Annotated in this window: 14 protein-coding genes; 6 read left to right on the top strand and 8 right to left on the bottom strand. The window is 66.1% G+C overall.

All coding sequences use genetic code 11. The features are described 5' to 3' along the window. Position 1: 1 nt before the first annotated feature. Positions 2 to 4,978: an NAD-glutamate dehydrogenase gene (locus ACZLIF_RS13350; protein WP_478462033.1), complete on the bottom strand. Its 4,977-nt coding sequence runs from the start codon at positions 4,976 to 4,978 to the stop codon at positions 2 to 4. A gap of 251 nt (positions 4,979 to 5,229) precedes the next feature. Here ACZLIF_RS13350 and ACZLIF_RS13355 point away from each other — a divergent pair, with 251 nt between their 5' ends. Genes ACZLIF_RS13355 through ACZLIF_RS13365 form a run of 3 tightly spaced genes read left to right on the top strand, consistent with a single transcriptional unit; the run spans position 5,230 to position 10,334 of the window. Further along, positions 5,230 to 5,886, top strand: a complete 657-nt coding sequence (locus ACZLIF_RS13355) for a TetR/AcrR family transcriptional regulator (RefSeq protein ID WP_053515419.1) — start codon at positions 5,230 to 5,232, stop codon at positions 5,884 to 5,886. Then, a complete protein-coding gene (locus ACZLIF_RS13360; RefSeq protein WP_053515418.1) occupies positions 5,886 to 7,145 on the top strand; it encodes an efflux RND transporter periplasmic adaptor subunit in 1,260 nt (419 codons plus the stop codon). Before ACZLIF_RS13355 ends, ACZLIF_RS13360 begins: the two co-directional genes overlap by 1 nt. Before the next feature lie 15 nt (positions 7,146 to 7,160). Then, a complete protein-coding gene (locus ACZLIF_RS13365; RefSeq protein WP_053515416.1) occupies positions 7,161 to 10,334 on the top strand; it encodes a multidrug efflux RND transporter permease subunit in 3,174 nt (1,057 codons plus the stop codon). A gap of 79 nt (positions 10,335 to 10,413) precedes the next feature. On the opposite strand, the gene ACZLIF_RS13370 is transcribed toward ACZLIF_RS13365, so the two are convergent. Continuing rightward, a complete protein-coding gene (locus tag ACZLIF_RS13370) occupies positions 10,414 to 10,701 on the bottom strand; it encodes a hypothetical protein (RefSeq protein ID WP_128987765.1) in 288 nt (95 codons plus the stop codon). 126 nt (positions 10,702 to 10,827) lie between these two features. Further along, on the bottom strand, positions 10,828 to 11,976 hold the full coding sequence (locus ACZLIF_RS13375; RefSeq protein ID WP_128987764.1) for an acyl-CoA dehydrogenase family protein: 1,149 nt from the start codon (positions 11,974 to 11,976) through the stop codon (positions 10,828 to 10,830). A gap of 152 nt (positions 11,977 to 12,128) precedes the next feature. On the opposite strand from ACZLIF_RS13375, the gene ACZLIF_RS13380 reads away from it, so the two are divergent. Genes ACZLIF_RS13380 through metH form a run of 3 tightly spaced genes read left to right on the top strand, consistent with a single transcriptional unit; the run spans position 12,129 to position 16,905 of the window. Continuing rightward, complete coding sequence (locus tag ACZLIF_RS13380; RefSeq protein WP_053515410.1) at positions 12,129 to 13,058, top strand: ArsR/SmtB family transcription factor; 930 nt, start codon at positions 12,129 to 12,131, stop codon at positions 13,056 to 13,058. A gap of 13 nt (positions 13,059 to 13,071) precedes the next feature. Next, complete coding sequence (locus tag ACZLIF_RS13385) at positions 13,072 to 14,163, top strand: homocysteine S-methyltransferase family protein (protein ID WP_065176054.1); 1,092 nt, start codon at positions 13,072 to 13,074, stop codon at positions 14,161 to 14,163. A 57-nt stretch (positions 14,164 to 14,220) separates the two neighbouring features. Beyond that, positions 14,221 to 16,905, top strand: a complete 2,685-nt coding sequence (gene metH / locus ACZLIF_RS13390) for a methionine synthase (protein ID WP_206733955.1) — start codon at positions 14,221 to 14,223, stop codon at positions 16,903 to 16,905. A gap of 60 nt (positions 16,906 to 16,965) precedes the next feature. Here the strand turns inward: metH and ACZLIF_RS13395 are convergent, their stop codons facing one another. The 5 genes from ACZLIF_RS13395 to ACZLIF_RS13415 form a co-directional block, all read right to left on the bottom strand. Continuing rightward, a complete protein-coding gene (locus ACZLIF_RS13395; RefSeq protein WP_053515404.1) occupies positions 16,966 to 17,634 on the bottom strand; it encodes a DUF2058 domain-containing protein in 669 nt (222 codons plus the stop codon). A 15-nt stretch (positions 17,635 to 17,649) separates the two neighbouring features. Then, the gene (locus ACZLIF_RS13400; RefSeq protein WP_053515402.1) at positions 17,650 to 17,889 is read right to left on the bottom strand and encodes a SlyX family protein; all 240 of its coding nucleotides are present in this window, start codon (positions 17,887 to 17,889) and stop codon (positions 17,650 to 17,652) included. Then, positions 17,882 to 19,231 carry a UDP-glucose dehydrogenase family protein gene (locus ACZLIF_RS13405; RefSeq protein ID WP_128987763.1) on the bottom strand — a complete coding sequence of 450 codons (1,350 nt, stop codon included), beginning with the start codon at positions 19,229 to 19,231 and terminating at the stop codon, positions 17,882 to 17,884. Before ACZLIF_RS13405 ends, ACZLIF_RS13400 begins: the two co-directional genes overlap by 8 nt. A 23-nt stretch (positions 19,232 to 19,254) precedes the next feature. Next, complete coding sequence (locus ACZLIF_RS13410) at positions 19,255 to 20,232, bottom strand: FKBP-type peptidyl-prolyl cis-trans isomerase N-terminal domain-containing protein (protein WP_065182910.1); 978 nt, start codon at positions 20,230 to 20,232, stop codon at positions 19,255 to 19,257. Positions 20,233 to 20,328: 96 nt separating this feature from the next. After that, positions 20,329 to 20,916: a glutathione peroxidase gene (locus ACZLIF_RS13415; protein WP_128987762.1), complete on the bottom strand. Its 588-nt coding sequence runs from the start codon at positions 20,914 to 20,916 to the stop codon at positions 20,329 to 20,331. Positions 20,917 to 21,106 lie beyond the last annotated feature (190 nt).

Consider the following 21,106-nt stretch of genomic DNA (forward strand, 5'->3'; position numbering starts at 1 on the left):
GTCACGCACCGTGTGCGGCCAGCTGGCCCAGGCGCTGGACCGCGACCGAGACGGTCGGGTAGTCCAGGGTCTTCTGCTCGGCCAGTTCCGCCAGCATTGCCAGGGTGAAGCGCAGGCTGTTGTCATCGCGGCCCATCCATGCAGCCACCTTGGCCTCGGCACTGCCGCCCTTGGTGGCGAGCACCTGACCGGCCAGGTTGCGATGGTTGGCGGCCAGCTCGTCGCGCAGCACGCCACGTGCCACCGCATGCCAACGGCCGTTGACTTCCAGTGCATCGACCTGCTCGAACAGCCACGGCAGCTGCAGGGCATCGCCCAGGCGGAAGTGCACCTTGGACACGTCCACCGGCTTCAGCTTGCGGGTACGGGCCAGTTCGATGATGTCGAACGCCGGTTCCAGGAAGTGCAGCTCGGACAGCTGCTGTGCCAGCGCGGACGGCAGGCCCTTCTCCTTCCACTCGGCCACCAGCGCCTCGTAGGTCGGACGCTGCGAGTCCGGCAGCACACCCGACGCGACACGGATGTCGTTGAACGGGCCCTGATAGCGGTTGACCGCTTCAGTGATGCCCGGCATCGCACCCGGACGCGACAGCAGCCAGCGCACGAACGAACGCTGCAGCTTCCAGATCACCTCCAGCGCGTCGATCTGCACCGACTCCGGCACCTTGCCGTCGAGGGCGTCGATCTGCGCCCACAGCGCGCGCGCATCCAGCGTCTCGCGGCTGATGGTGTAGGCCTTGGCGACCTCGGCGATGGAGCGGCCGGTGTCTTCCTGCATGCGCATCAGGAACGTTGCGCCCATGCGGTTGATGGTCTGGTTGGTCACCGCCGTGGCGATGATCTCGCGCTTCAGGCGGTGACGCTCCATCGCATCGGCGTACTTCTTCTGCAGCGGCGTGGGGAAGTAGCGCAGCAGCTCCTTGGAGAGGTACGGATCTTCCGGAATATCCGACTCCAGCAGCTGGTTGAACGCCACCAGCTTGGAGTAGGACAGCAGCACCGACAGCTCCGGACGGGTCAGGCCCTGGCCGCGCGCCTTGCGCTGGGACAGCTCGGCATCGGACGGCAGGAACTCGATCTGCCGGTCCAGCAGCCCCTGCTGTTCCAGGGTGCGGATGAAGTGCTGCTTGGAACCCAGGCGCTTGACCGCCATCCGCTCCATGAGGCTCAGCGCCTGGTTCTGGCGATAGTTGTCGTTGAGCACCAGGTCGGCGACTTCATCGGTCATCGAGGCCAGCAGCTTGTTGCGCTGGTCGACCGTCAGCTTCTTCGCCCGCACCACATCGTTGAGCAGGATCTTGATGTTGACTTCATGGTCCGACGTATCCACGCCGGCCGAGTTGTCGATGAAGTCCGTGTTGAGCAGCACGCCGGCCTGCGCGGCCTCGATACGGCCCAGCTGGGTCATGCCGAGGTTGCCGCCCTCGCCCACCACCTTGCAGCGCAGCTCGCCACCGTTCACGCGCAGTGCGTTGTTGGCACGGTCGCCGACATCGCTGTGCTGCTCGCTGGCGGCCTTCACGTAGGTGCCGATGCCGCCGTTCCACAGCAGGTCCACCGGTGCCTTCAGGATCGCGCTCATCAGGTCGTTCGGCGACAGCGCCTTGACGTTCTCGTCCAGGCCCAGCGCTTCACGCACCTGCGGGGTGATCTCGATCGACTTCAGGCTGCGCGGGTACACGCCGCCACCCTTGCTGATCAGCTTGGCGTCGTAGTCTGCCCAGCTTGAACGCGGCACGGTGAACATGCGCTCGCGCTCGACGAACGAGGTCGCCGCGTCCGGGTTCGGGTCAAGGAAGATATGGCGGTGGTCGAATGCCGCGACGAGACGGATGTGGCGCGACAGCAGCATGCCGTTGCCGAACACATCGCCGGACATGTCGCCGACGCCGACCGCGGTGAAGTCCTGGCTCTGGCTGTCACGGCCAAGCGCACGGAAGTGGCGCTTGACCGACTCCCATGCACCGCGCGCGGTGATGCCCATGCCCTTGTGGTCGTACCCCACCGAACCACCGGAGGCGAACGCATCGCCCATCCAGAAGCCGTGCGCGATGGCCAGGCCGTTGGCGATATCGGAGAAGGTCGCCGTGCCCTTGTCGGCGGCCACCACCAGGTACGGATCGTCCATGTCGTGCCGCACGACATCCACCGGCGGCACGATCTTGTTGTTGACGATATTGTCGGTGATGTCCAGCAGGCCCTGGATGAACAGCTTGTAGCAGGCCACGCCGTTGGCGAAGATCGCGTCGCGGTCGCCGTTCACCGGCGGGGTCTTGGCGAAGAAGCCGCCCTTCGCACCGACCGGCACGATGACGGTGTTCTTGACCATCTGCGCCTTGACCAGACCCAGCACTTCGGTACGGAAGTCTTCGCGACGGTCCGACCAGCGCAGGCCGCCACGGGCCACCGCGCCGAAGCGCAGGTGGGTACCTTCCACGCGCGGACCGTAGACGAAGATCTCGCGGTACGGACGCGGCTTCGGCAGGTCCGGCACCAGCGCCGAGTCGAACTTGAAGCTGATCACATGGCCGTGCTGGCCATTGGCGTCGGTCTGGTAGTAGCTGGTACGCAGGGTGGCATCGATCACGCCCATGAACGAACGCAGGATGCGGTCTTCGTCCAGGCTCGACACGCGGTCCATCAGCTTCAGCAGCGCATCGCGCGCGGCCTGCATCTGCGCGTCGCGGTCACCCTTGCGGGCATCGACCACAGTCTTGAGCACCTTCAGGGTGGCCTCGTCGCCGGCGGCCAGCACATCGAAGTGGGCCTTCAGCTGGGCCTGGCCGGCCGCGATGTCGTCCTTGCTCTCGTGGCCGGTGGCCGGATCGAAGCGCGCTTCGAACAGTTCGACCAGCAGGCGCGCCAGCAGCGGATAGCGGGCGAACGTGCCTTCCACGTACGCCTGCGAGAACGGCACGCCGGTCTGCAGCAGATACTTGCAGTAGCCGCGCAGCATGGCGACCTGGCGCCAGTGCAGGCCGGCGGCCAGCACCAGGCGGTTGAAGCCATCGTTCTCGGCATCACCGTGCCAGACGCGGGCAAAGGTTTCGCCGAATGCTTCGTCGACGCTGGCGGCATCGATCGCACCGGCCGTCGATTCGACCTCGAAGTCCTGCACGTATACCGGGGCGTTGTCGACCGACAGGCGGTACGGACGCTCGGCGATCACGCGCAGGCCCATGTTCTCCATCATCGGCAGCGCGTCGGACAGCGGAATGTCGTCCAGCTGGCGGTACAGCTTCAGGCGCAGGCCATCGCCGCTTTCGCGCGGCACCGCCTGCAGGCTCAGGCGCAGATCGTCCGGACCGGTCAGCGCGTCGAGCTGGCTGACGTCGTTGGCGGCAACTGCGGTGCTGTTGTCTTCGATGTAGCCGGCCGGCAGTGCCTTGCCGATGCGGGCCGCGATGCGCAGGCCTTCGCTTTCGCCATGACGGGCCACCAGCGCTTCGCGCAGGTCGTCCTGCCAGTTGCGCAGCACCTGGGCGAGCTTGCGCTCCAGTTCGGCGGTATCCACGTCAAGCATCTCGCCGGGCTTCGGGCGCACGATCAGATGCACCTGCGCCAGCGGCGATTCACCCAGCACCACCGAGCTGTCGACGTACTCGCCATGCAGCGCTTCCTTCAGCATCGCCTCGATGCGCAGGCGCACGTCGGTGTTGAAGCGCTCGCGCGGCAGGTAGACCAGCGCGGAGATGAAGCGGCTGTACTTGTCACGGCGCAGGAACAGGCGGCTGCGCACGCGCTCCTGCAGGCCCAGAACGCCCATCGCGGTGCGGAACAGTTCGTCCTCGCTGGACTGGAACAGTTCTTCGCGCGGCAGGGTTTCCAGGATGTGGCGCAGTGCCTTGCCGCTGTGGCTGGACGCGGCCAGGCCGGACTGCTTCATCACGTATTCGTGGCGCTGGCGCACCAGCGGGATTTCCCACGGGCGGCGGTTGTAGGCACTGGAAGTGAACAGGCCGAGGAAGCGCTGCTCGCCGATGATCCTGCCATTGGCGTCGAATTCCAGCACGCCGATGTAGTCCATGTAGCCTGCGCGGTGCACGCGGGAGCGCGCATTGGTCTTGGTCAGGATCAGCGCGTCCTTCAGCCCCGACGTGGCGTTGAGGCCCTGGGCGGCGAGCGTCTTGACCGGGCGTGCGGCGGACTTGTCCTTGCCGCGCATCAGGCCCAGGCCGGTCTCGTTCAGCGGCGCAAGCACGTCTTCCTTGCCCTGCTTCTCGACGCGGTACTCGCGGTAGCCGAAGAAGGTGAAGTGGTTGTCGGCGGCCCAGCGCAGGAACTCCTGCGCTTCCCTGCGCGAGGCATCGTCGACCGGCAGCGCACGGCTGCCCAGATCGTCGGCCAGTGCCAGTGCCTTGTCCTTCATCGGCTGCCAATCGCGCACGATCGCCCGCACTTCGTCCAGCGCCTTGCCGATGGCCTGCTCGATGGCGGCCATGGCATCGGCCGGCTGGCGGTCGATCTCCAGCAGCATCACCGATTCGGCCTCGCCCTCGCCGACCTTGACCAGCTTGCCGGCCTTGTCGCGGGTGAAGCGCAGCACCGGGTGCCCGAGCACGTGCACGCCCACGCCCTGTTCGGCCAGTGACATGGTCACGGTGTCGACCAGGAACGGCATGTCGTCGTTGATGATCTGCAGCACGGTGTGCGGCGATTCCCAACCGTTCGCCTTCACCGTCGGATTGAACACGCGCACGTTGGCCTTGGCGGCCTTGCGGGCACGGGCGAACTCCAGCGTCTCGGCCGCGAGCGCGGCCCACTCTTCAGCGCTGTGGTGCGGGAACTCGTCCGCCTCCATGCGCTTGTAGAAGTCAGCGGCAAACGCCACTGCTTCGGCCTGGGCGGCCGCCGGGTAACGCTTGCGCAAGGCCGTGTATACCGGCTCCAGGGAGAAACCAGCGGTCACTGCGACCTCCGACTCAGCTGGTTTGGTCTTGTTTTTCACGGTCTTGGCTGCGGTTTTTTGCGGTTTCATGGCAGAGCGATGCGCTTGCTCAGTTGGGAAAATGAAATTGTAGCCCTCCCGCGCGAAAAGGCCTTGCTGCAGGACGGAATAAGCAGATTCGGGTTTGCTGCGGTTTAGACGCCTATTCAGTTCGCCCAGGTACGGAGCGAGCGGGGGGCGGCCGCCTTGCCGACAGGATCGGCAAAGCGTGTTACCGGAAGACACACGCGGGAACGTCGTTTCGATTCCACAATCCTGAACTGGACGGTATAGTCCACCGCGTGAACCCGGCCTACTTCCCCGTTGCCCTCGATGCGCGCGATGAGCGCGTGTTCGATGCCGTGCGCGAACTGCTGGCCCGGCAGGGCATGCAGATGAGCATGGATGCGGTGGCCCAGCAGGCCGGCTGCTCCAAGCAGACCCTGTACTCGCGCTATGGCAGCAAGCAGGAACTGCTGCGGCGGGTGATGCAGCGGCATGTGGGACACGCGACGGGGGCAATGCTGCGTGCACTCCGCAGTGACGACCTGCGTGCCAGCCTGTTGCAGTTCGCCATCGACTTCCTGGAGCATTTCAACCAACCGCATGTCGGCCAGGCCTGCCGGCTGATCGCTGCAGATGCCGCCCAGTTCCCCGAAGAGGCCCGGGCGCTGTACCGGCATGGTGCTGGCGCGCTGACACTTCATCTTTCTGAATGGATTGAAACCGTTTGCAGGCGTGGCCTGCTCCGGCATGACGACCCGCACTTCATGGCCGAACTGCTGCTGAGCATGATCGCCGGTCAGGATTTCGACAAACAGCGCTTCCATACCCCCCATCGTGATGACGCGCTCCTGCGTCGGCGCTGGGCAGAGTTCTCCGTCGACAGCTTCCTGCGCGCGTTTGCGCCGCAACCGTCGCCGGCCCCGTCTACAAACCAACCCCGGAGTTCCTCCTGATGACCGCCCCACTCCGCACCCTTGCCTTGACGTGCGCCGTTGCTGTCGCGCTGGCTGCCTGCAAGAAACCGGAACAGCAGACACCCCCGCCGCCGGAGGTGGGCGTGATCGATGCGAAGCCGCAGACCCTGCCGCTGCAGCGCGAGCTGGTCGGCCGCCTGTCGCCGTTCCGCAGTGCCGATGTCCGCGCACGCGTGCCGGGCGTGCTGCTCAAGCGCGTCTACCAGGAAGGCTCCCAGGTCAAGCAGGGGCAGACCCTGTTCCTGATCGACCCGGCACCGCTGCGCGCCTCGCTGAACGCGTCCGAGGCCCAGCTGGCGTCGGCGCGCGCCACCTACGCCAACGCCAAGGTGGCGGCCGATCGTGCCCGCTCGCTGGCACCGCAGCAGTTCGTCTCCAAGTCCGACCTGGACAACGCCGAATCGGCCGAGCGCACTGCGTTGGCCGCGGTCAAGCAGGCCGAAGCGGCGGTGACCTCCTCGCGGATCAACCTGGGCTACGCCGAAGTGACCGCGCCGATCAGCGGCGTGGCCAACAAGCAGCAGGTGACCGAGGGCGCACTGGTCGGCCAGGGCGACGTGACCCTGCTGACCACCGTTGACCAGCTCGATCCGCTGTACGTCAACTTCTCGCTCAGCGTGGACGAGCTGACCCAGCTGCGCGCGCAGCAGGCCAAGGGCGCCCTGGCCCTGGCCGGCGACGGCAAGGCCACCGTCAACGTGAAGCTGGCCGATGGCAGCACCTACAGCGAGCCGGGAACCCTCGACTTCTCCTCGACTACGGTCGACCCGGCCACCGGCGCGGTGTCGCTGCGTGCGCTGCTGCCCAATCCGCAGCAGATCCTGCTGCCGGGCGCCTTCGTCAGCTTCCAGGCCAACCTCGGCGAGCGCAACAATGCCTACCTGGTGCCGCAGCAGGCGCTGCTGCGCGACACCACGGGCGGCTACGTGATGGTGGTCGGTGCCGATGGCAAGGTGGCGCGCAAGAACGTCAAGACCGAAGGCGCACAGGGCGGCAACTGGCTGGTCAGCGATGGCCTGGCCGCCGGCGACAAGGTGATCGTGGCCGGCGTGCAGAAGGTCAAGGAAGGCAGCCCGGCCGTCGCCAAGCCCTGGACCCCGGGTCAGGACGCCGCCGGCAAGCCCGCCGCCGGCGGTGCCGGCCCGGCCGCACCCGCCGCTGCCGCCGACAAGGCTCCGGCCCAGACCGACGCAGCCGACAAGGCCGCGCCGGCCGCCACCGACTCGAACAAGCAGTAACGGGAACCTTCCGTCATGCCTAAATTTTTCATCGAACATCCAGTCTTCGCCTGGGTGGTAGCGATCCTGATCTCGCTCAGCGGCGTGATCGCGATCCTCAACCTGGGCGTGGAGTCCTATCCCAACATCGCTCCGCCACAGGTGACCGTCTCGGCCACCTATCCGGGCGCCAGCGCGGACACCACCGAAAAATCGGTCACCCAGGTGATCGAGCAGCAGCTGACCGGTATCGATCACCTGCTGTACTTCAGCTCTTCGTCCTCGTCCAATGGCCGCGCGCAGATCACCCTCACCTTCGAGACCGGTACCGATCCGGACATCGCCCAGGTGCAGGTGCAGAACAAGGTGTCGCTGGCGACGCCACGACTGCCGTCGGAGGTGACCCAGCAGGGCGTGGTGGTGGCCAAGGCCAATGCCGGCTTCCTGATGGTCGTGGCCCTGCAGTCGGATACGGCGGCGATCAACCGTGACGCGCTGAACGACATCGTCGGTTCGCGCGTGCTCGACCAGGTCTCGCGCATTCCCGGCGTCGGCAGCACCCAGCAGTTCGGTTCCGAGTACGCCATGAACATCTGGCTGAACCCGGAGAAGATGCAGGGTTATGGTCTCTCGGCCAGCCAGGTCCTGGCTGCAGTGCGCGCGCAGAACGTGCAGTTCGCCGCCGGTGCACTGGGCTCGGACCCGTCGCCGGAAGGCCAGCACTTCACCGCCACCGTGTCGGCTGAAGGACGTTTCAGCTCGCCGCAGGAGTTCGAGAACATCATCCTGCGCGCCAATGCCGATGGCTCGCGCGTGCTGCTCAAGGACATCGCCCGCGTCGCCTTCGGTGCCAACAACTACGGCTTCGACACCCAGTACAACGGCAAGCCGACCGGTGCCTTCGCCATCCAGCTGCTGCCGGGCGCCAACGCCCTGAACGTGGCCGATGCGGTGCGCGCCAAGATGGACGAACTGCAGCCCAGCTTCCCGGCCGGCGTGACCTGGTTCTCGCCGTACGACAGCACGACCTTCGTCAAGATCTCGATCCAGGAAGTGGTCAAGACACTGTTCGAAGCGGTGCTGCTGGTGTTCCTGGTGATGCTGATCTTCCTGCAGAACTTCCGCGCCACCCTGATCCCGACCCTGGTCATCCCGGTCGCCCTGCTGGGTACCTTCCTGGGCATGTGGATGATCGGATTCACGATCAACCAGCTGACCCTGTTCGCGATGGTGCTGGCGATCGGCATCGTGGTCGACGACGCCATCGTGGTGATCGAGAACGTCGAACGCATCATGAGCGAGGAGGGCCTGGCGCCGAAGCCGGCCACGCAGAAGGCGATGACCCAGATCACCGGCGCGGTGGTGGCGATCACCGTCGTGCTGGCAGCGGTGTTCATCCCGTCCGCACTGCAGGGCGGTGCCGCCGGCGAAATCTACAAGCAGTTCGCGCTGACCATCGCCATCTCGATGGCGTTCTCGGCCTTCCTGGCGCTGGGCTTCACCCCGGCGCTGTGCGCGACCTTCCTGAAGCCGACGCACAACGACAACCCGAACATCGTCTACCGCACCTTCAACAAGTACTACGACAAGATCAGCCACACCTACGTGGGCCACATCACCTCGGCGGTGCGCCATGCCCCGCGCTGGATGATCCTGTTCGTGGTACTGACCGCGCTGTGCGGCTTCCTGTTCACGCGCATGCCGGGCAGCTTCCTGCCGGAAGAAGACCAGGGCTATGCGCTGGCGATCGTGCAGCTGCCCCCGGGCTCGACCAAGGGCCAGACCAACGAGGTGTTCGCGCAGATGCGCGGCATTCTGGAAAAGCAGGATGGCTTTGAAGGCATGCTGCAGGTGGCCGGCTTCAGCTTCGTCGGTTCCGGCGAGAACGTGGGCATGGGCTTCATCCGCCTGAAGCCGTGGGAAGAACGCGAGTTCACCGCGCCGGAGTTCATCCAGAACATGAACGGCGCGTTCTACGGCATCAAGGAAGCGCAGATCTTCGTGGTCAACCTGCCGACAGTGCAGGGCCTGGGCCAGTTCGGTGGCTTCGACATGTGGCTGCAGGACCGCAGTGGTGCCGGCTACGAGCAGCTGACGCAGGCCCGCAACATCCTGCTCGGCCAGGCGGCGCAGAAGCCTGAAGCACTGGTTGGCGTGCGTCCGAACGGCCTGGAGAACGCTCCGCAGCTGCAGCTGCACGTGGATCGCGTGCAGGCGCAGTCGATGGGCATGTCGGTGTCGGACGTGTACAGCACCATCCAGCTGATGCTGGCGCCGGTGTACGTCAACGACTTCTTCTACGAAGGCCGCATCAAGCGCGTGACCATGCAGGCCGATGGCCCGTACCGCACCGGCCAGGAGTCGCTGAAGAGCTTCTACAGCCCCTCCAGCCTGACCACCAACGCCGACGGCACCAACGCGATGATCCCGCTGAGCACCGTGGTCAAGTCCGAATGGGTGTCCGCATCGCCGTCACTGAGCCGCTACAACGGCTATTCGGCGATCAACATCGTCGGCTCGCAGGCGCCGGGCACCAGCTCGGGTGAGGCGATGCAGACCATGGAGAGCATTGTCAACAACGACCTGCCGGCCGGCTTCGGCTACGACTGGTCGGGCATGTCCTACCAGGAAATCCTGGCCGGCAACGCAGCGACGCTGCTGCTGGTGCTGTCCATCGTGGTGGTGTTCCTGTGCCTGGCGGCGCTGTATGAAAGCTGGTCGATCCCGGTAGCGGTGCTGCTGGTGGTGCCACTGGGCGTGCTCGGTGCCATCGGCCTGTCGATGATGCGTGGCCTGCCGAACGACCTGTTCTTCAAGATCGGCCTCATCACCGTTATCGGCCTGGCGGCGAAGAATGCGATCCTGATCGTGGAGTTCGCGGTGGAGCAGCGTGCAGCGGGCAAGAACCTGCGCGATGCCACCATCGAGGCGGCACGCCTGCGCTTCCGCCCGATCCTGATGACGTCCTTCGCGTTCATCATGGGCGTGATCCCGATGGCGATCTCCAGCGGCGCCGGCGCCAACTCCCGTCACGCCATCGGTACCGGCGTGATCGGCGGCATGCTGTTCGCCACCCTGCTCGGCCTGCTGATGATCCCGGTCTTCTTCGTGGTCGTGCGGCGCATGCTCGGCGACAAGCTGGACGAGCCGTCGAAGGAATTCCTCAGCCGCCAGCGTGAGGGCGAAGCAGCGCATCGTCCGGATCGCTGATCCACCCTGCGCTGCAACGAAAAGGCCCCGGAGCGATCCGGGGCCTTTTTTGTTTATCGCGGGGGGATGCCAGAGCAGATCAGCGCAGCAGCGCGACCGCCACGCACACCGCCAGCAGAACCAGCGCGGCCCATTGCATGGGTACGAAGAAGAAGTGGTGGGGCGCAGTTTCCCCTTTCTGCCGGGGAGTACGGTTGAGCCACAAGCCCAGCAGCACGTTCACGGTTGCACCAATGCCTGCCCCCAGCAGCACCTGGGGCAGCGGGATGTTGCCCCGGGGGCCATTGTGCGGGAAGAGGTAAGCCAGCAGCAGGATCGCTGCGATCGGCGTCACCAGTGTCAGGATTCCCCAACCTCGATAGATCATCTCTGCAGAACCTGTAAAAAAGGCCCTGCATTGAAACAGATCGGCATCGCCCGACCAACAGGCCCGTGCATGCAGGGCATGGATCTACCGGCTGCGCCGCTGTTGCAGCGGCGCAGCCGTTTCGACTCAGCGCAGCCCGGTCTCGTTGCGGGCGATCACCAGGCGCTGGATCTCCGAGGTGCCCTCGTAGATCTCGGTGATCTTGGCATCACGGAAGTAGCGCTCCAGCGGCATTTCCTTGGAGTAGCCCATGCCACCATGGATCTGCACGGCCTGGTGGGTGATCCACATCGCCGCTTCCGACGCCGTCAGCTTGGCGATGGCCGCTTCATTGCTGAAACGCTTGCCCTGGCCCTTCACCCATGCCGCGCGCAGCGTCAGCAGCAGGGCTGCGTCCAGCTTGCACTTCATGTCGGCGATCTTGGCCTGGGTCATCTGGAAAGTACCGATCGGCGCGCCAAACGCCTTGCGCTCCTTCACATACTCCAGCGTCGCTTCATAAGCGGCACGGGCGATGCCGATGGCCTGCGATGCGATGCCGATGCGCCCGGCATCGAGCACGCCCATGGCGATCTTGAAGCCTTCGCCCTCCTGACCCAGCACGTCGTCCGGCTGGGCGACGTAATCGTTGAATTCGATCTCGCAGGTCGCCGAGGCACGGATGCCCAGCTTCGGCTCGGTCTTGCCACGGCCGAAGCCGGCCTTTTCGGTGTCGATCAGGAAAGCCGTGATGCCACGCGCGCCCTTGTCCGGCTCGCTCATCGCGAACAACACGATGTACCGGGCCACCGGGCCGGAGGTGATCCAGCTCTTCTTGCCGTTGATGACGTAGGTGCCGTCGGCCTGCTTGACCGCGCGGCAACGCATGGCGGTGGCATCCGAACCGGACTGCGGCTCGGTCAGGGCGAATGCACCGATGGCCTCGCCCTCCGCGATGGCGCGCACGTACTTCTGCTTCTGCTCCTCGTTGCCGTGGGTCAGGATGCCGTTGCAGAACAGCGAATTGTTGACCGACATGATGGTCGAATGGGCCGCGTCGCCGGCGGCGACCTCCACCATCGCCAGCACATACGCGATCGGGTCCATGCCGGCGCCGCCGTATTCGGTCGGTACCTCAATGCCCATCAGGCCGTTCTCGCCCAGCAGGCGGATGTTCTCCAGCGGGAACTCGCCGGTACGGTCATGATGCTCCGCGCTCGGGGCGATCTTCTCCTGCGCGATGCGCCGTGCCACGTCCTGCAGCATCAACTGCTCTTCAGTAAAGCTGAAATCCACAACACCCTCCCGGGTACATGAGGTTATGGCCGCGCAGCGCGCGCCCAGGTGCGCCGATTGTACCGGGGCCCGGGGAGTTTCCATACGCCACCGACTTGACCACGGCGGCCGATCCAGCGAATATATCTCTATATCGCGATAGGTAGATATTCATGGATCTGGAAGACTGGTCAACCCGCCTGAAGGTGTTCGCCGATGCGACGCGGGTGCGCCTGCTGGCGCTGCTGGAGCAGGAAGAGCTGACCGTGGCCGAGCTTTCGGCGATCACCCGGCTGGCCCAGCCGCGCGTGTCCACTCACCTGGCGCGCCTGAAGGAAGCGGGCCTGGTCCGCGACCGCCGCGCCGGCGTGTCGGCCTACTACCGCTTCGACGAAGCGCAGCTGGATCCGGCGCAGCGCGCATTGTGGCATGCCTTGAGCAACGGAAGCGACGATCCACTGCTGCGCCAGGACGCTGAACGGGTCGCCGCCGTGCTGGCCAGCCGCGCCGCGGACCAGAACTGGGCCGACAGCGTGGCCGGCGACATGGAACGTCACTATTCTCCGGGCCGCACCTGGGAGGCGCTGGCGCGTACCGCCCTGCCCCTGCTGGAAACCGGCGACGTGCTCGATATCGCGTCCGGCGACGGCGTGCTGGCCGAACTGGTGGCACCGCATGCCAAGCGCTACATCTGCATCGACACCAGCGCGCGCGTGGTGGCCGCTGCCAGTGAACGCCTGCGCCGCCTGCCCAATGTGGAAGTGCGCGAGGGTGACATGCATGCCCTGCCCTTCAAGGACCGCAGCTTCGACCTGGTGGTGCTGATGCACGCACTGACCTACGCCAGCAAGCCGGCGCAGGCCGTCACCGAAGCCGCGCGCGTGCTGCGCCCGGGCGGCCGCCTGCTGCTGTGCAGCCTGGCGCGCCACGAACACAAGGCAGCGGTGGAAGCCTATGGTCACGTCAACCTGGGTTTCAGCGACAAGGAACTGAAGAAGTTCGTCGACAAGGCCGGCCTGCAGGTTTCCAGCCTGGAGACGGTCACCCGCGAGAAGCGGCCGCCGCACTTCGAAGTGATCTCGCTGATCGCCAACAAGCCCTGAGTCCGGAATCATCATGCCCGTCCTGCCCTGGTTGCACCCCGAACGTGCCAATGCCCTGCTGGGCGCGCTGCGCGAGCGGATCCTGATCATCGACGGAGCGATGGGCACGATGATCCAGCGCCATGGCCTGCAGGAAGGCGACTACCGCGGTGAGCGTTTCGCCGATGGCTACGATCACCTGCACGGGCCGGGCTGCGACCACGCCGCGCCGCAGGGCCACGATCTGAAGGGCAACAACGACCTGTTGCTGCTCACCCGGCCGCAGGTCATCGCCGACATCCACACCGCCTACCTGGAAGCCGGCGCGGACCTGGTGGAAACCAATACCTTCAACGCCACCTCGGTCAGCCAGGCCGACTACCACCTCGAGCATCTGGTGTACGAACTGAACAAGGCCGGCGCCGCCGTGGCCCGCGCCTGCTGTGATGCCGTTGAAGCCACCACGCCCGGCAAGCCGCGCTTCGTGATCGGCGTGCTTGGCCCCACCAGCCGCACCGCATCGATCAGTCCCGACGTCAACGATCCGGGCTTCCGCAACACCAGTTTCGATGAGCTGCGCGACACCTACCGCGAAGCCATCGATGGCCTGATCGACGGCGGCGCGGACACCCTCATGGTCGAAACCATCTTCGACACGCTCAACGCCAAGGCGGCGCTGTATGCGGTGGAGGAAGCCTTCGATGCGCGCGGTGCGCGCCTGCCGGTGATGATCTCCGGCACGATCACCGATGCCTCCGGCCGCACCCTGTCCGGCCAGACCGCCGAAGCCTTCCACGCCTCGCTGGCACACGCGCGGCCCCTGTCGATCGGCCTGAACTGCGCGCTGGGTGCCGATGCGATGCGCCCGCATGTCGAAACGCTGTCGCAGGTTGCCGACTGCCATGTCAGCGCGCATCCCAATGCCGGCCTGCCCAATGCCTTCGGCGAGTATGACGAGACCCCCGAAGAAATGGCGGCGACCCTGCGCGGTTTCGCCCGCGATGGCCTGCTCAACCTGGTCGGCGGCTGCTGCGGATCCACCCCCGACCACATCCGTGCCATCGCCCAGGCGGTGGCCGGCCTGCCACCGCGTGTCCTGCCGGACCGCCAGGACCAGGCGGCATGAACGTCGCCGCCACCGTTCCGCACTTCCCGCCCTGCCGTTGCTGAGCCACTGCCTGCCATGACGCCTGTCCGCCCCACCCGCCTGTCCGGCCTGGAACCGCTGGTCATCACCCCGGACCTGCTGTTCGTCAACGTCGGCGAGCGCACCAACGTCACCGGCAGCGCGCAGTTCCGCAAGCTGATCAAGGAAGGCCGCTACGAGGAGGCCGTGGACGTGGCCCGGCAACAAGTGGCCAGTGGCGCGCAGATCCTCGACGTCAACATGGACGAGGGCCTGATCGACTCCGAGGCGGCGATGACCCGCTACCTCAACCTGATCATGTCCGAGCCCGACATCGCCCGCATTCCGGTGATGGTCGACTCGTCCAAATGGAGCGTGATCGAAGCCGGCCTGAAATGCCTGCAGGGCAAGAGCGTGGTCAATTCGATCTCGCTGAAGGAAGGCGAGGCCCTGTTCCGCGAACACGCGCGCAAGGTGCTGCGTTACGGCGCGGCAGCGGTGGTGATGGCGTTCGACGAAAGCGGCCAGGCCGACACCTGTGCGCGCAAGGTCGAGATCTGTACGCGCGCCTACCGCATTCTGGTCGATGAGATCGGCTTCCCGCCACAGGACATCATCTTCGACCCGAACATCTTCGCTGTCGCCACCGGCATCGAGGAGCACGACAACTACGCGGTGGACTTCATCGAAGCCACGCGCATCATCAAGCAGACCCTGCCGCACTGCCACGTCTCCGGCGGCGTCTCCAACGTGTCGTTCTCGTTCCGTGGCAACGAAACGGTGCGCCAGGCGATCCATTCGGTCTTCCTGTACCACGCCATCGCCGCCGGCATGGACATGGGCATCGTCAACGCCGGTGCCATGCCGATCTATGACGAACTGGAGCCGGACCTGCGCGAGCGCGTGGAGGACGTGATCCTCAACCGCCGCCCTGACGCCACCGAGCGCCTGCTGGAGATTGCCGAACGCTACAAGGGCAGCAAGGGCAAGGTGAAGAGCGAAGACATGGCCTGGCGCGCCAAGCCGGTCGAGCAGCGCCTGGCCCACGCCCTGGTGCACGGGCTGGATGCGTTCGTGGAAGAGGACACCGAGCTGGCACGGCAGGCCTCCAGCCGTCCACTGGACGTGATCGAAGGGCCGTTGATGGATGGCATGAACGTCGTCGGCGACCTGTTCGGTGCCGGCAAGATGTTCCTGCCGCAGGTGGTGAAGTCGGCCCGCGTGATGAAAAAGGCGGTGGCCTACCTGCTGCCCTATATCGAGGCGGAGAAGGCCCGCAGCGGTGACACCGCCAAGAGCAACGGCCGCATCATCATGGCCACCGTGAAAGGCGATGTGCACGACATCGGCAAGAACATCGTCGGCGTGGTCCTTGCCTGCAACAACTTCGAGGTGGTCGATCTGGGCGTGATGGTGCCGGCGCAGAAGATTCTCGATGCGGCCCGCGAGCACAAGGCCGACCTGATCGGCCTGTCCGGGCTGATCACGCCGTCACTGGAGGAAATGAGCCATGTCGCCCGCGAGATGCAGCGCCAGGGATTCGACCTGCCATTGCTGATCGGCGGTGCCACCACCTCGCGCGCGCACACGGCGTTGAAGATCGACCCGCACTACCATGCCCCTACGGTTTGGGTGAAGGATGCCTCGCGCGCGGTGGGCGTGGCCCAGTCGCTGATCTCGCGCGACCTGCGCGCGGGCTTCGTTGCTGCCAATGAAGCCGACTACGCCGAGATCCGCGCCCGTCACCGCAACCGTGGCGATGCCAAGCGGCTGGTCTCGCTGGAGCACGCGCGCGGCCAGAAATTCCAGGGCGGCTGGGACAGTTATGTGCCCCCGGTTCCGAACCAGCCCGGCCTGCATGTGTTCGAAGACTATCCCCTGTCGGAACTGGTCGATTACATCGACTGGACGCCGTTCTTCCAGGCCTGGGAACTGGCTGGCAAGTTTCCGGCCATCCTCACTGACGAGATCGTCGGCGCCCAGGCCAGCGAGCTGTACCGCGACGCCCGGGCGATGCTGGCGTGCATCGTCGCGGAGAAGTGGCTGACCGCCAAGGCGGTGTTCGGCCTGTGGCCGGCCAACAGTGTCGGTGACGATGTCCGCGTGCAGCATCCACAGGGCGAGACCACCCTGCACTTCCTTCGCCAGCAGGTCGACAAGCCGGCCGAGCGCCCCGACTTCTGCCTGGCCGATTTCATCGCACCGGCCGACAGCGGGCGACAGGACTGGATCGGTGCGTTCGCGGTCACCGCCGGTATCGGCATCGATGCCCATGTCGCGCGCTTTGAAGCCGAGCACGACGATTACAACGCGATCCTGCTCAAGGCCCTGGCCGACCGCTTCGCCGAAGCACTGGCCGAACGCCTGCACCAGCGGGTGCGCACCGAGTTCTGGGGCTATGACCGCACCGAAGCGCTGGACAACGATGCGCTGATCGACGAGAAGTATCGCGGCATCCGGCCCGCCCCCGGCTATCCAGCGTGCCCGGAGCACAGCGAGAAGCGCCGCCTGTTCGATCTGCTGCAGGCAGAAGCCAACGCGGGGATGACGCTGACCGAAAGCTTCGCGATGCTGCCCACCGCTGCGGTGTCCGGCTACTACTTCAGCCATCCACAGAGCCAGTACTTCGTGGTCGGCCGTCTCAGCCGCGAACAGGTGGGCGACTACGCGCGGCGCAAGGGCGTGGATCGCGCCCAGGCCGAGCGCTGGCTCGCATCCAACCTCGACTACGATCCCGAATAAACCGCGCAGAAACAGCAACGCCGGGCATTGCCCGGCGTTTCCGATCACTGCGGTGCAGGCTTACCAGACCAGGTCATCCGGCACCTGGTACTGCGGATCGGCGTAGGGATCGTCCTCGGCCGGGGCATCCGGATCGACCTTCAGCGCCACCGAGGCCGCGAACACGGCTTCGGCCTGGTTCAGCACCTCGGCGGTGACCAGCAGATAGCGGCCATTGAGCTGCACCACGCCCAGCTCGCCGGCATTGAGCGCGGTCAGCTGTGCCGCGGTGACATAGATCCGCTTGATCTTGCCGCCATACGGGAAGTGCCGCGCGATGTCGGCCGCCTCGTCATTCAGGCCCTTGTCCTTCAGCAGTTCTTCCAGCTTCGCCTTCGCCTCGCGGCGCTGACGCGCTTCCTCCTGCTTCAGGCGCTCGGCTTCGATGCGCTCTTCCTTCTCCTTCTGGGCACGGATGGCATAGGCCTTGGCCAGATCCATCTCCTCGGCACTGCGCGGCCTGCGCGGGCCCTGTCCACGGTGCTGCCCCGGCTTGCCCGGCGCACCACCGGGACCGCGACGCTCACCGGGCGTGTGCTCGCCCTTGCCTGCGCCCTGTGGCTTTCCATTGCCGTTGCCGCCCTTGCCCTGCGGGCGGCCATCACGGCGGGGGCCATCATTCTTGCGCTCGGGCTTGGGCGCGGGCTTGAAGCCCAGGCCCAGCAACTGGTCGCGGAGGGTATCGCTCATAGATAAGGGTATGGATCAGTAGTGCGGCGGCGGCGGTTCGCTCGCCGGATCGGAGGAATTCAGTGCGTTGCGGACCTTGCCCAGGTCTTCCAGCAGCACGCGCAGCACATCGGCGTTGCGGGTGCCCTGCATCCGGGCATCGGCCAGTGCGTCGCTCAGTTCGGCCAGCGCGTGTTCCTGGAAGGACACACGCATCTCCAGCTCGACCAGGCGCGCTTCCAGCGCCTGCTCGCGTTCGGTCGGCAGCTCAGACATGCAGTGAACGCCCCCGGCCGATGCCGTAGTACGCCAGGCCCGCCGCTTCGACCTCGGCGGGGTCGTACAGGTTGCGGCCGTCGAACACGACCGCGTCCTTCAGCCGTTCGCGCAGCATCGAAAAATCAGGGCTGCGGAACTGCTTCCATTCGGTCACCACGATCAACGCATCGGCGCCCTGCAGCGCGTCATCGGCGCTGTCACAGAACACCAAATCATCGCGCTCACCGAAGATGCGCTGCGCTTCGTGCATGGCTTCGGGGTCGAACGCACGTACGGTCGCCCCACCCTCCCACAGCTGCGCCAGCAGGCGGCGGCTGGAGGCCTCGCGCATGTCGTCGGTATTCGGCTTGAAGGCCAGCCCCCACACGGCGAAAGTCCTGCCGCGCACGCCCTCGTCCTCGCCCTTGTCGTAGTGGCGCTGGACCAGGGCGAACAGGTGGCCCTTCTGCGCATCGTTGACCGCTTCCACCGCGTTCAGCAGCTTCGGCTCCAGGCCGCTCTGCTGGGCGGTGCGGGCCAGCGCCTGCACATCCTTGGGGAAACACGAGCCACCGTAACCGGCGCCCGGATAGATGAAATGCCAGCCGATGCGCGGGTCCGAGCCGATCCCCTGGCGGACCTGCTCGACGTCGGCGCCGACACGCTCGGCAATGTTGGCAATCTCGTTCATGAACGAAATCTTGGTCGCCAGCATCGCGTTGGCGGCGTACTTGGTCAGCTCGGCCGAGCGTACGTCCATCTCCACCACGCGGTCGTGGTTGCGGTTGAACGGTGCATACAGGCGACGCATCACCGCCACCGACTCGTCGCTGGTGGCACCGATGATGATGCGGTCCGGTCGCATGCAGTCGGCGACCGCGTCGCCTTCCTTCAGGAACTCCGGGTTGGAGACCACATCGAAGGCGATGTCGGCGCCGCGCGCCGCGAGTTCGTCGGCGATCGCTGCACGGACCTTGTCGGCGGTGCCGACCGGCACCGTCGATTTGTTGACCACCACGGTCGGCACGCTCATGTGCCGGCCGATGGTGCGGGCCACGGCCAGCACGTACTGCAGGTCAGCGCTGCCATCCTCGTCAGGCGGTGTGCCCACGGCGATGAACACCACCTGGCCATGCGCGATCGCCGCGGCCGCGTCGGTGGTGAACGCCAGCCGCGCCGCAGCGTGGTTGGCCTTCACCATCGGCTCCAGGCCCGGCTCATAGATCGGGATGATGCCCTGGTTCAGGCCATCAACCTTGCCCTGGTCGATATCGACGCAGATCACCTGGTGGCCGACATCGGCCAGGCAGGTGCCCGTCACCAGGCCGACGTAACCGGTACCGAAAATCGCAACGCGCATGTCCGTGCAGGCTCCGTGGTGGCTTACGGCAGGACGCCCAGCAGTTCGACGTCGAAGGTCAGCGTGGCGTTCGGACCGATCGGGCCGCCCGGGGTGCCGTTCTCACCATAGGCCAGCTCGCCCGGGATCCAGAAGCGGTACTTGGAGCCGACCGGCATCAGCGCGACGCCTTCGGTCCACCCCTTGATCACCTGGTCCAGGCCGAACTCGGCCGGGCCACGGCTGGCGGAGCTGTCAAAGACGGTGCCGTCGAGCAGCTTGCCTTCGTAGTTCACGCGCACCTTGCTGGTCGGCAGCGGACGCTCGCCGCTACCCGGGCGGATCACCTGGTACTGCAGCCCAGAGGCCGTGGTCACCACGCCCGGCTGGGTCTTGTTCTTGGCCAGGAATGCATTGCCTTCCTGACGGTTGGTCTGGGCAGCCTGGGCGGCCTTGGCCTGCATTTCGGCCTGCTTGGTGCCCATGAACGCCTGGATGGTGGCCGTGGCGTCAGCCTCGGTCATCTTCGGCTGGCCCTTGCTCAGACCAGTGCTGATTGCGTCAAACAGCGACGCAACGTCAATGTCGTCCTTCAGCTGTGCCAGCGACGGACCCACCGAGTAGGAACCGATCATCTGTGCGACCTTCACCCGATCGACCTTCGGCGGCTGCGAGCCCGGCGCAACGCCCGGCACCTGCTGGCCGCTGCGGGCCATCACGACCTGGCGCAGGGCGGCATCGGTGGCCTTGGCCTGTTCCTGGGTGATCTGCGGCTGCAGGCCTTCGAACGAACGCTCCACGGCCGTGCGCAGGGCAGCGACGTCGATTTCATCGGCGATCGGGGTGAACGACTTGGCGACATCCAGGCCGATGGCGTAACCGAGCTTCTGCTTGGGGGAATTCAAGGTTGCGGTCTCCTTGGCGGCTGCGGGGGCCGCCGGTTGTTGCGACAGAGCGACACCCGAAGTGCCCATCGCCAGAATCAGAACCGACGCCGCTGCGCCGCGCATTCCCATCTTCATTCGCTGCATTCCTGGAAGTGACTGGGCGCCGACGTCGGCGCGAAAAGAAGCATTGTCGCACGCATGCCGTCGATGTCGAGGCATCCGTGCCGGATATCAACGCGTGGCGGCGGGCGCGGCCAGTGCCTTGTCGATGGCCGCGATCAGCTGCGGATCATCCGGCGTGACCTTGCTGGCGAACTGGGCGATGACCCTGCCGTCGCGGCCGACCAGGTACTTGTGGAAGTTCCAGCCCGGCGCCACGCCGGTTGCCGCGGTCAGGCGCTGGTACAGCGGGGTGGCCTGCGCGCCGACCACGTGGACCTTCTCGAACATCGGGAACTTCACGCCATAGGTCAGCGTGCAGAATTCCTGGATCTGCGCTTCGTCACCGGGTTCCTGGCCCTTGAAATCGTTGGACGGGAAGCCGAGGACCGCGAACCCGCGGCGTGCATAGCGCTGCTGCAGCGCTTCCAGGCCTTCGTACTGCGGCGTGTACCCGCACTTGCTGGCGGTATTGACCACCAGCAGCACCTGGCCGTGATAGCGCTGCTGCAGGTTGACCTGCTGCTTGCCGGCCAGGGGCCGGTAGTCCACATCCAGCAGATCGGCGGCCAGGGTGAGGCCGGGAAGGGCCAGCCCGGCCAGCAGGGTCAGCAGGGAAAGACCGCGCAGGCGGCACGGGAAGACGGTCGGCAGGGGCATCGGAGCGGTCCGCGGTGGCCATTCACAGGGCCCGGCCGGGAGCGGCCGGGAATCGGCCGAACTATAGCACCGGCCCCGGGGGCACCCGGCCGCGCGACCGCCCCGGCGCTTTGCGCGGATTGGCGGCAACGCAGCCGGAGCCAGAAGCTGGCCGGTGCTTGACATAGCATGGACGCAGCTGAATGGAAGC

The sequence above is a fragment of the Stenotrophomonas sp. 2201_Sma genome, assembly GCF_056486685.1.

Coding starts and splice junctions, on each gene's coding strand:
- ACZLIF_RS13405 (WP_128987763.1), bottom strand. CDS start 19,231: ATGCGCGTTGCGATTTTCGGTACCGGTTACGTCGGCCTGGTGACGGGC.
- ACZLIF_RS13370 (WP_128987765.1), bottom strand. CDS start 10,701: ATGATCTATCGAGGTTGGGGAATCCTGACACTGGTGACGCCGATCGCA.
- ACZLIF_RS13400 (WP_053515402.1), bottom strand. CDS start 17,889: ATGTCTGAGCTGCCGACCGAACGCGAGCAGGCGCTGGAAGCGCGCCTG.
- metH (WP_206733955.1), top strand. CDS start 14,221: ATGACGCCTGTCCGCCCCACCCGCCTGTCCGGCCTGGAACCGCTGGTC.
- ACZLIF_RS13380 (WP_053515410.1), top strand. CDS start 12,129: ATGGATCTGGAAGACTGGTCAACCCGCCTGAAGGTGTTCGCCGATGCG.
- ACZLIF_RS13410 (WP_065182910.1), bottom strand. CDS start 20,232: ATGAAGATGGGAATGCGCGGCGCAGCGGCGTCGGTTCTGATTCTGGCG.
- ACZLIF_RS13415 (WP_128987762.1), bottom strand. CDS start 20,916: ATGCCCCTGCCGACCGTCTTCCCGTGCCGCCTGCGCGGTCTTTCCCTG.
- ACZLIF_RS13385 (WP_065176054.1), top strand. CDS start 13,072: ATGCCCGTCCTGCCCTGGTTGCACCCCGAACGTGCCAATGCCCTGCTG.
- ACZLIF_RS13350 (WP_478462033.1), bottom strand. CDS start 4,978: ATGAAACCGCAAAAAACCGCAGCCAAGACCGTGAAAAACAAGACCAAA.
- ACZLIF_RS13395 (WP_053515404.1), bottom strand. CDS start 17,634: ATGAGCGATACCCTCCGCGACCAGTTGCTGGGCCTGGGCTTCAAGCCC.
- ACZLIF_RS13365 (WP_053515416.1), top strand. CDS start 7,161: ATGCCTAAATTTTTCATCGAACATCCAGTCTTCGCCTGGGTGGTAGCG.
- ACZLIF_RS13360 (WP_053515418.1), top strand. CDS start 5,886: ATGACCGCCCCACTCCGCACCCTTGCCTTGACGTGCGCCGTTGCTGTC.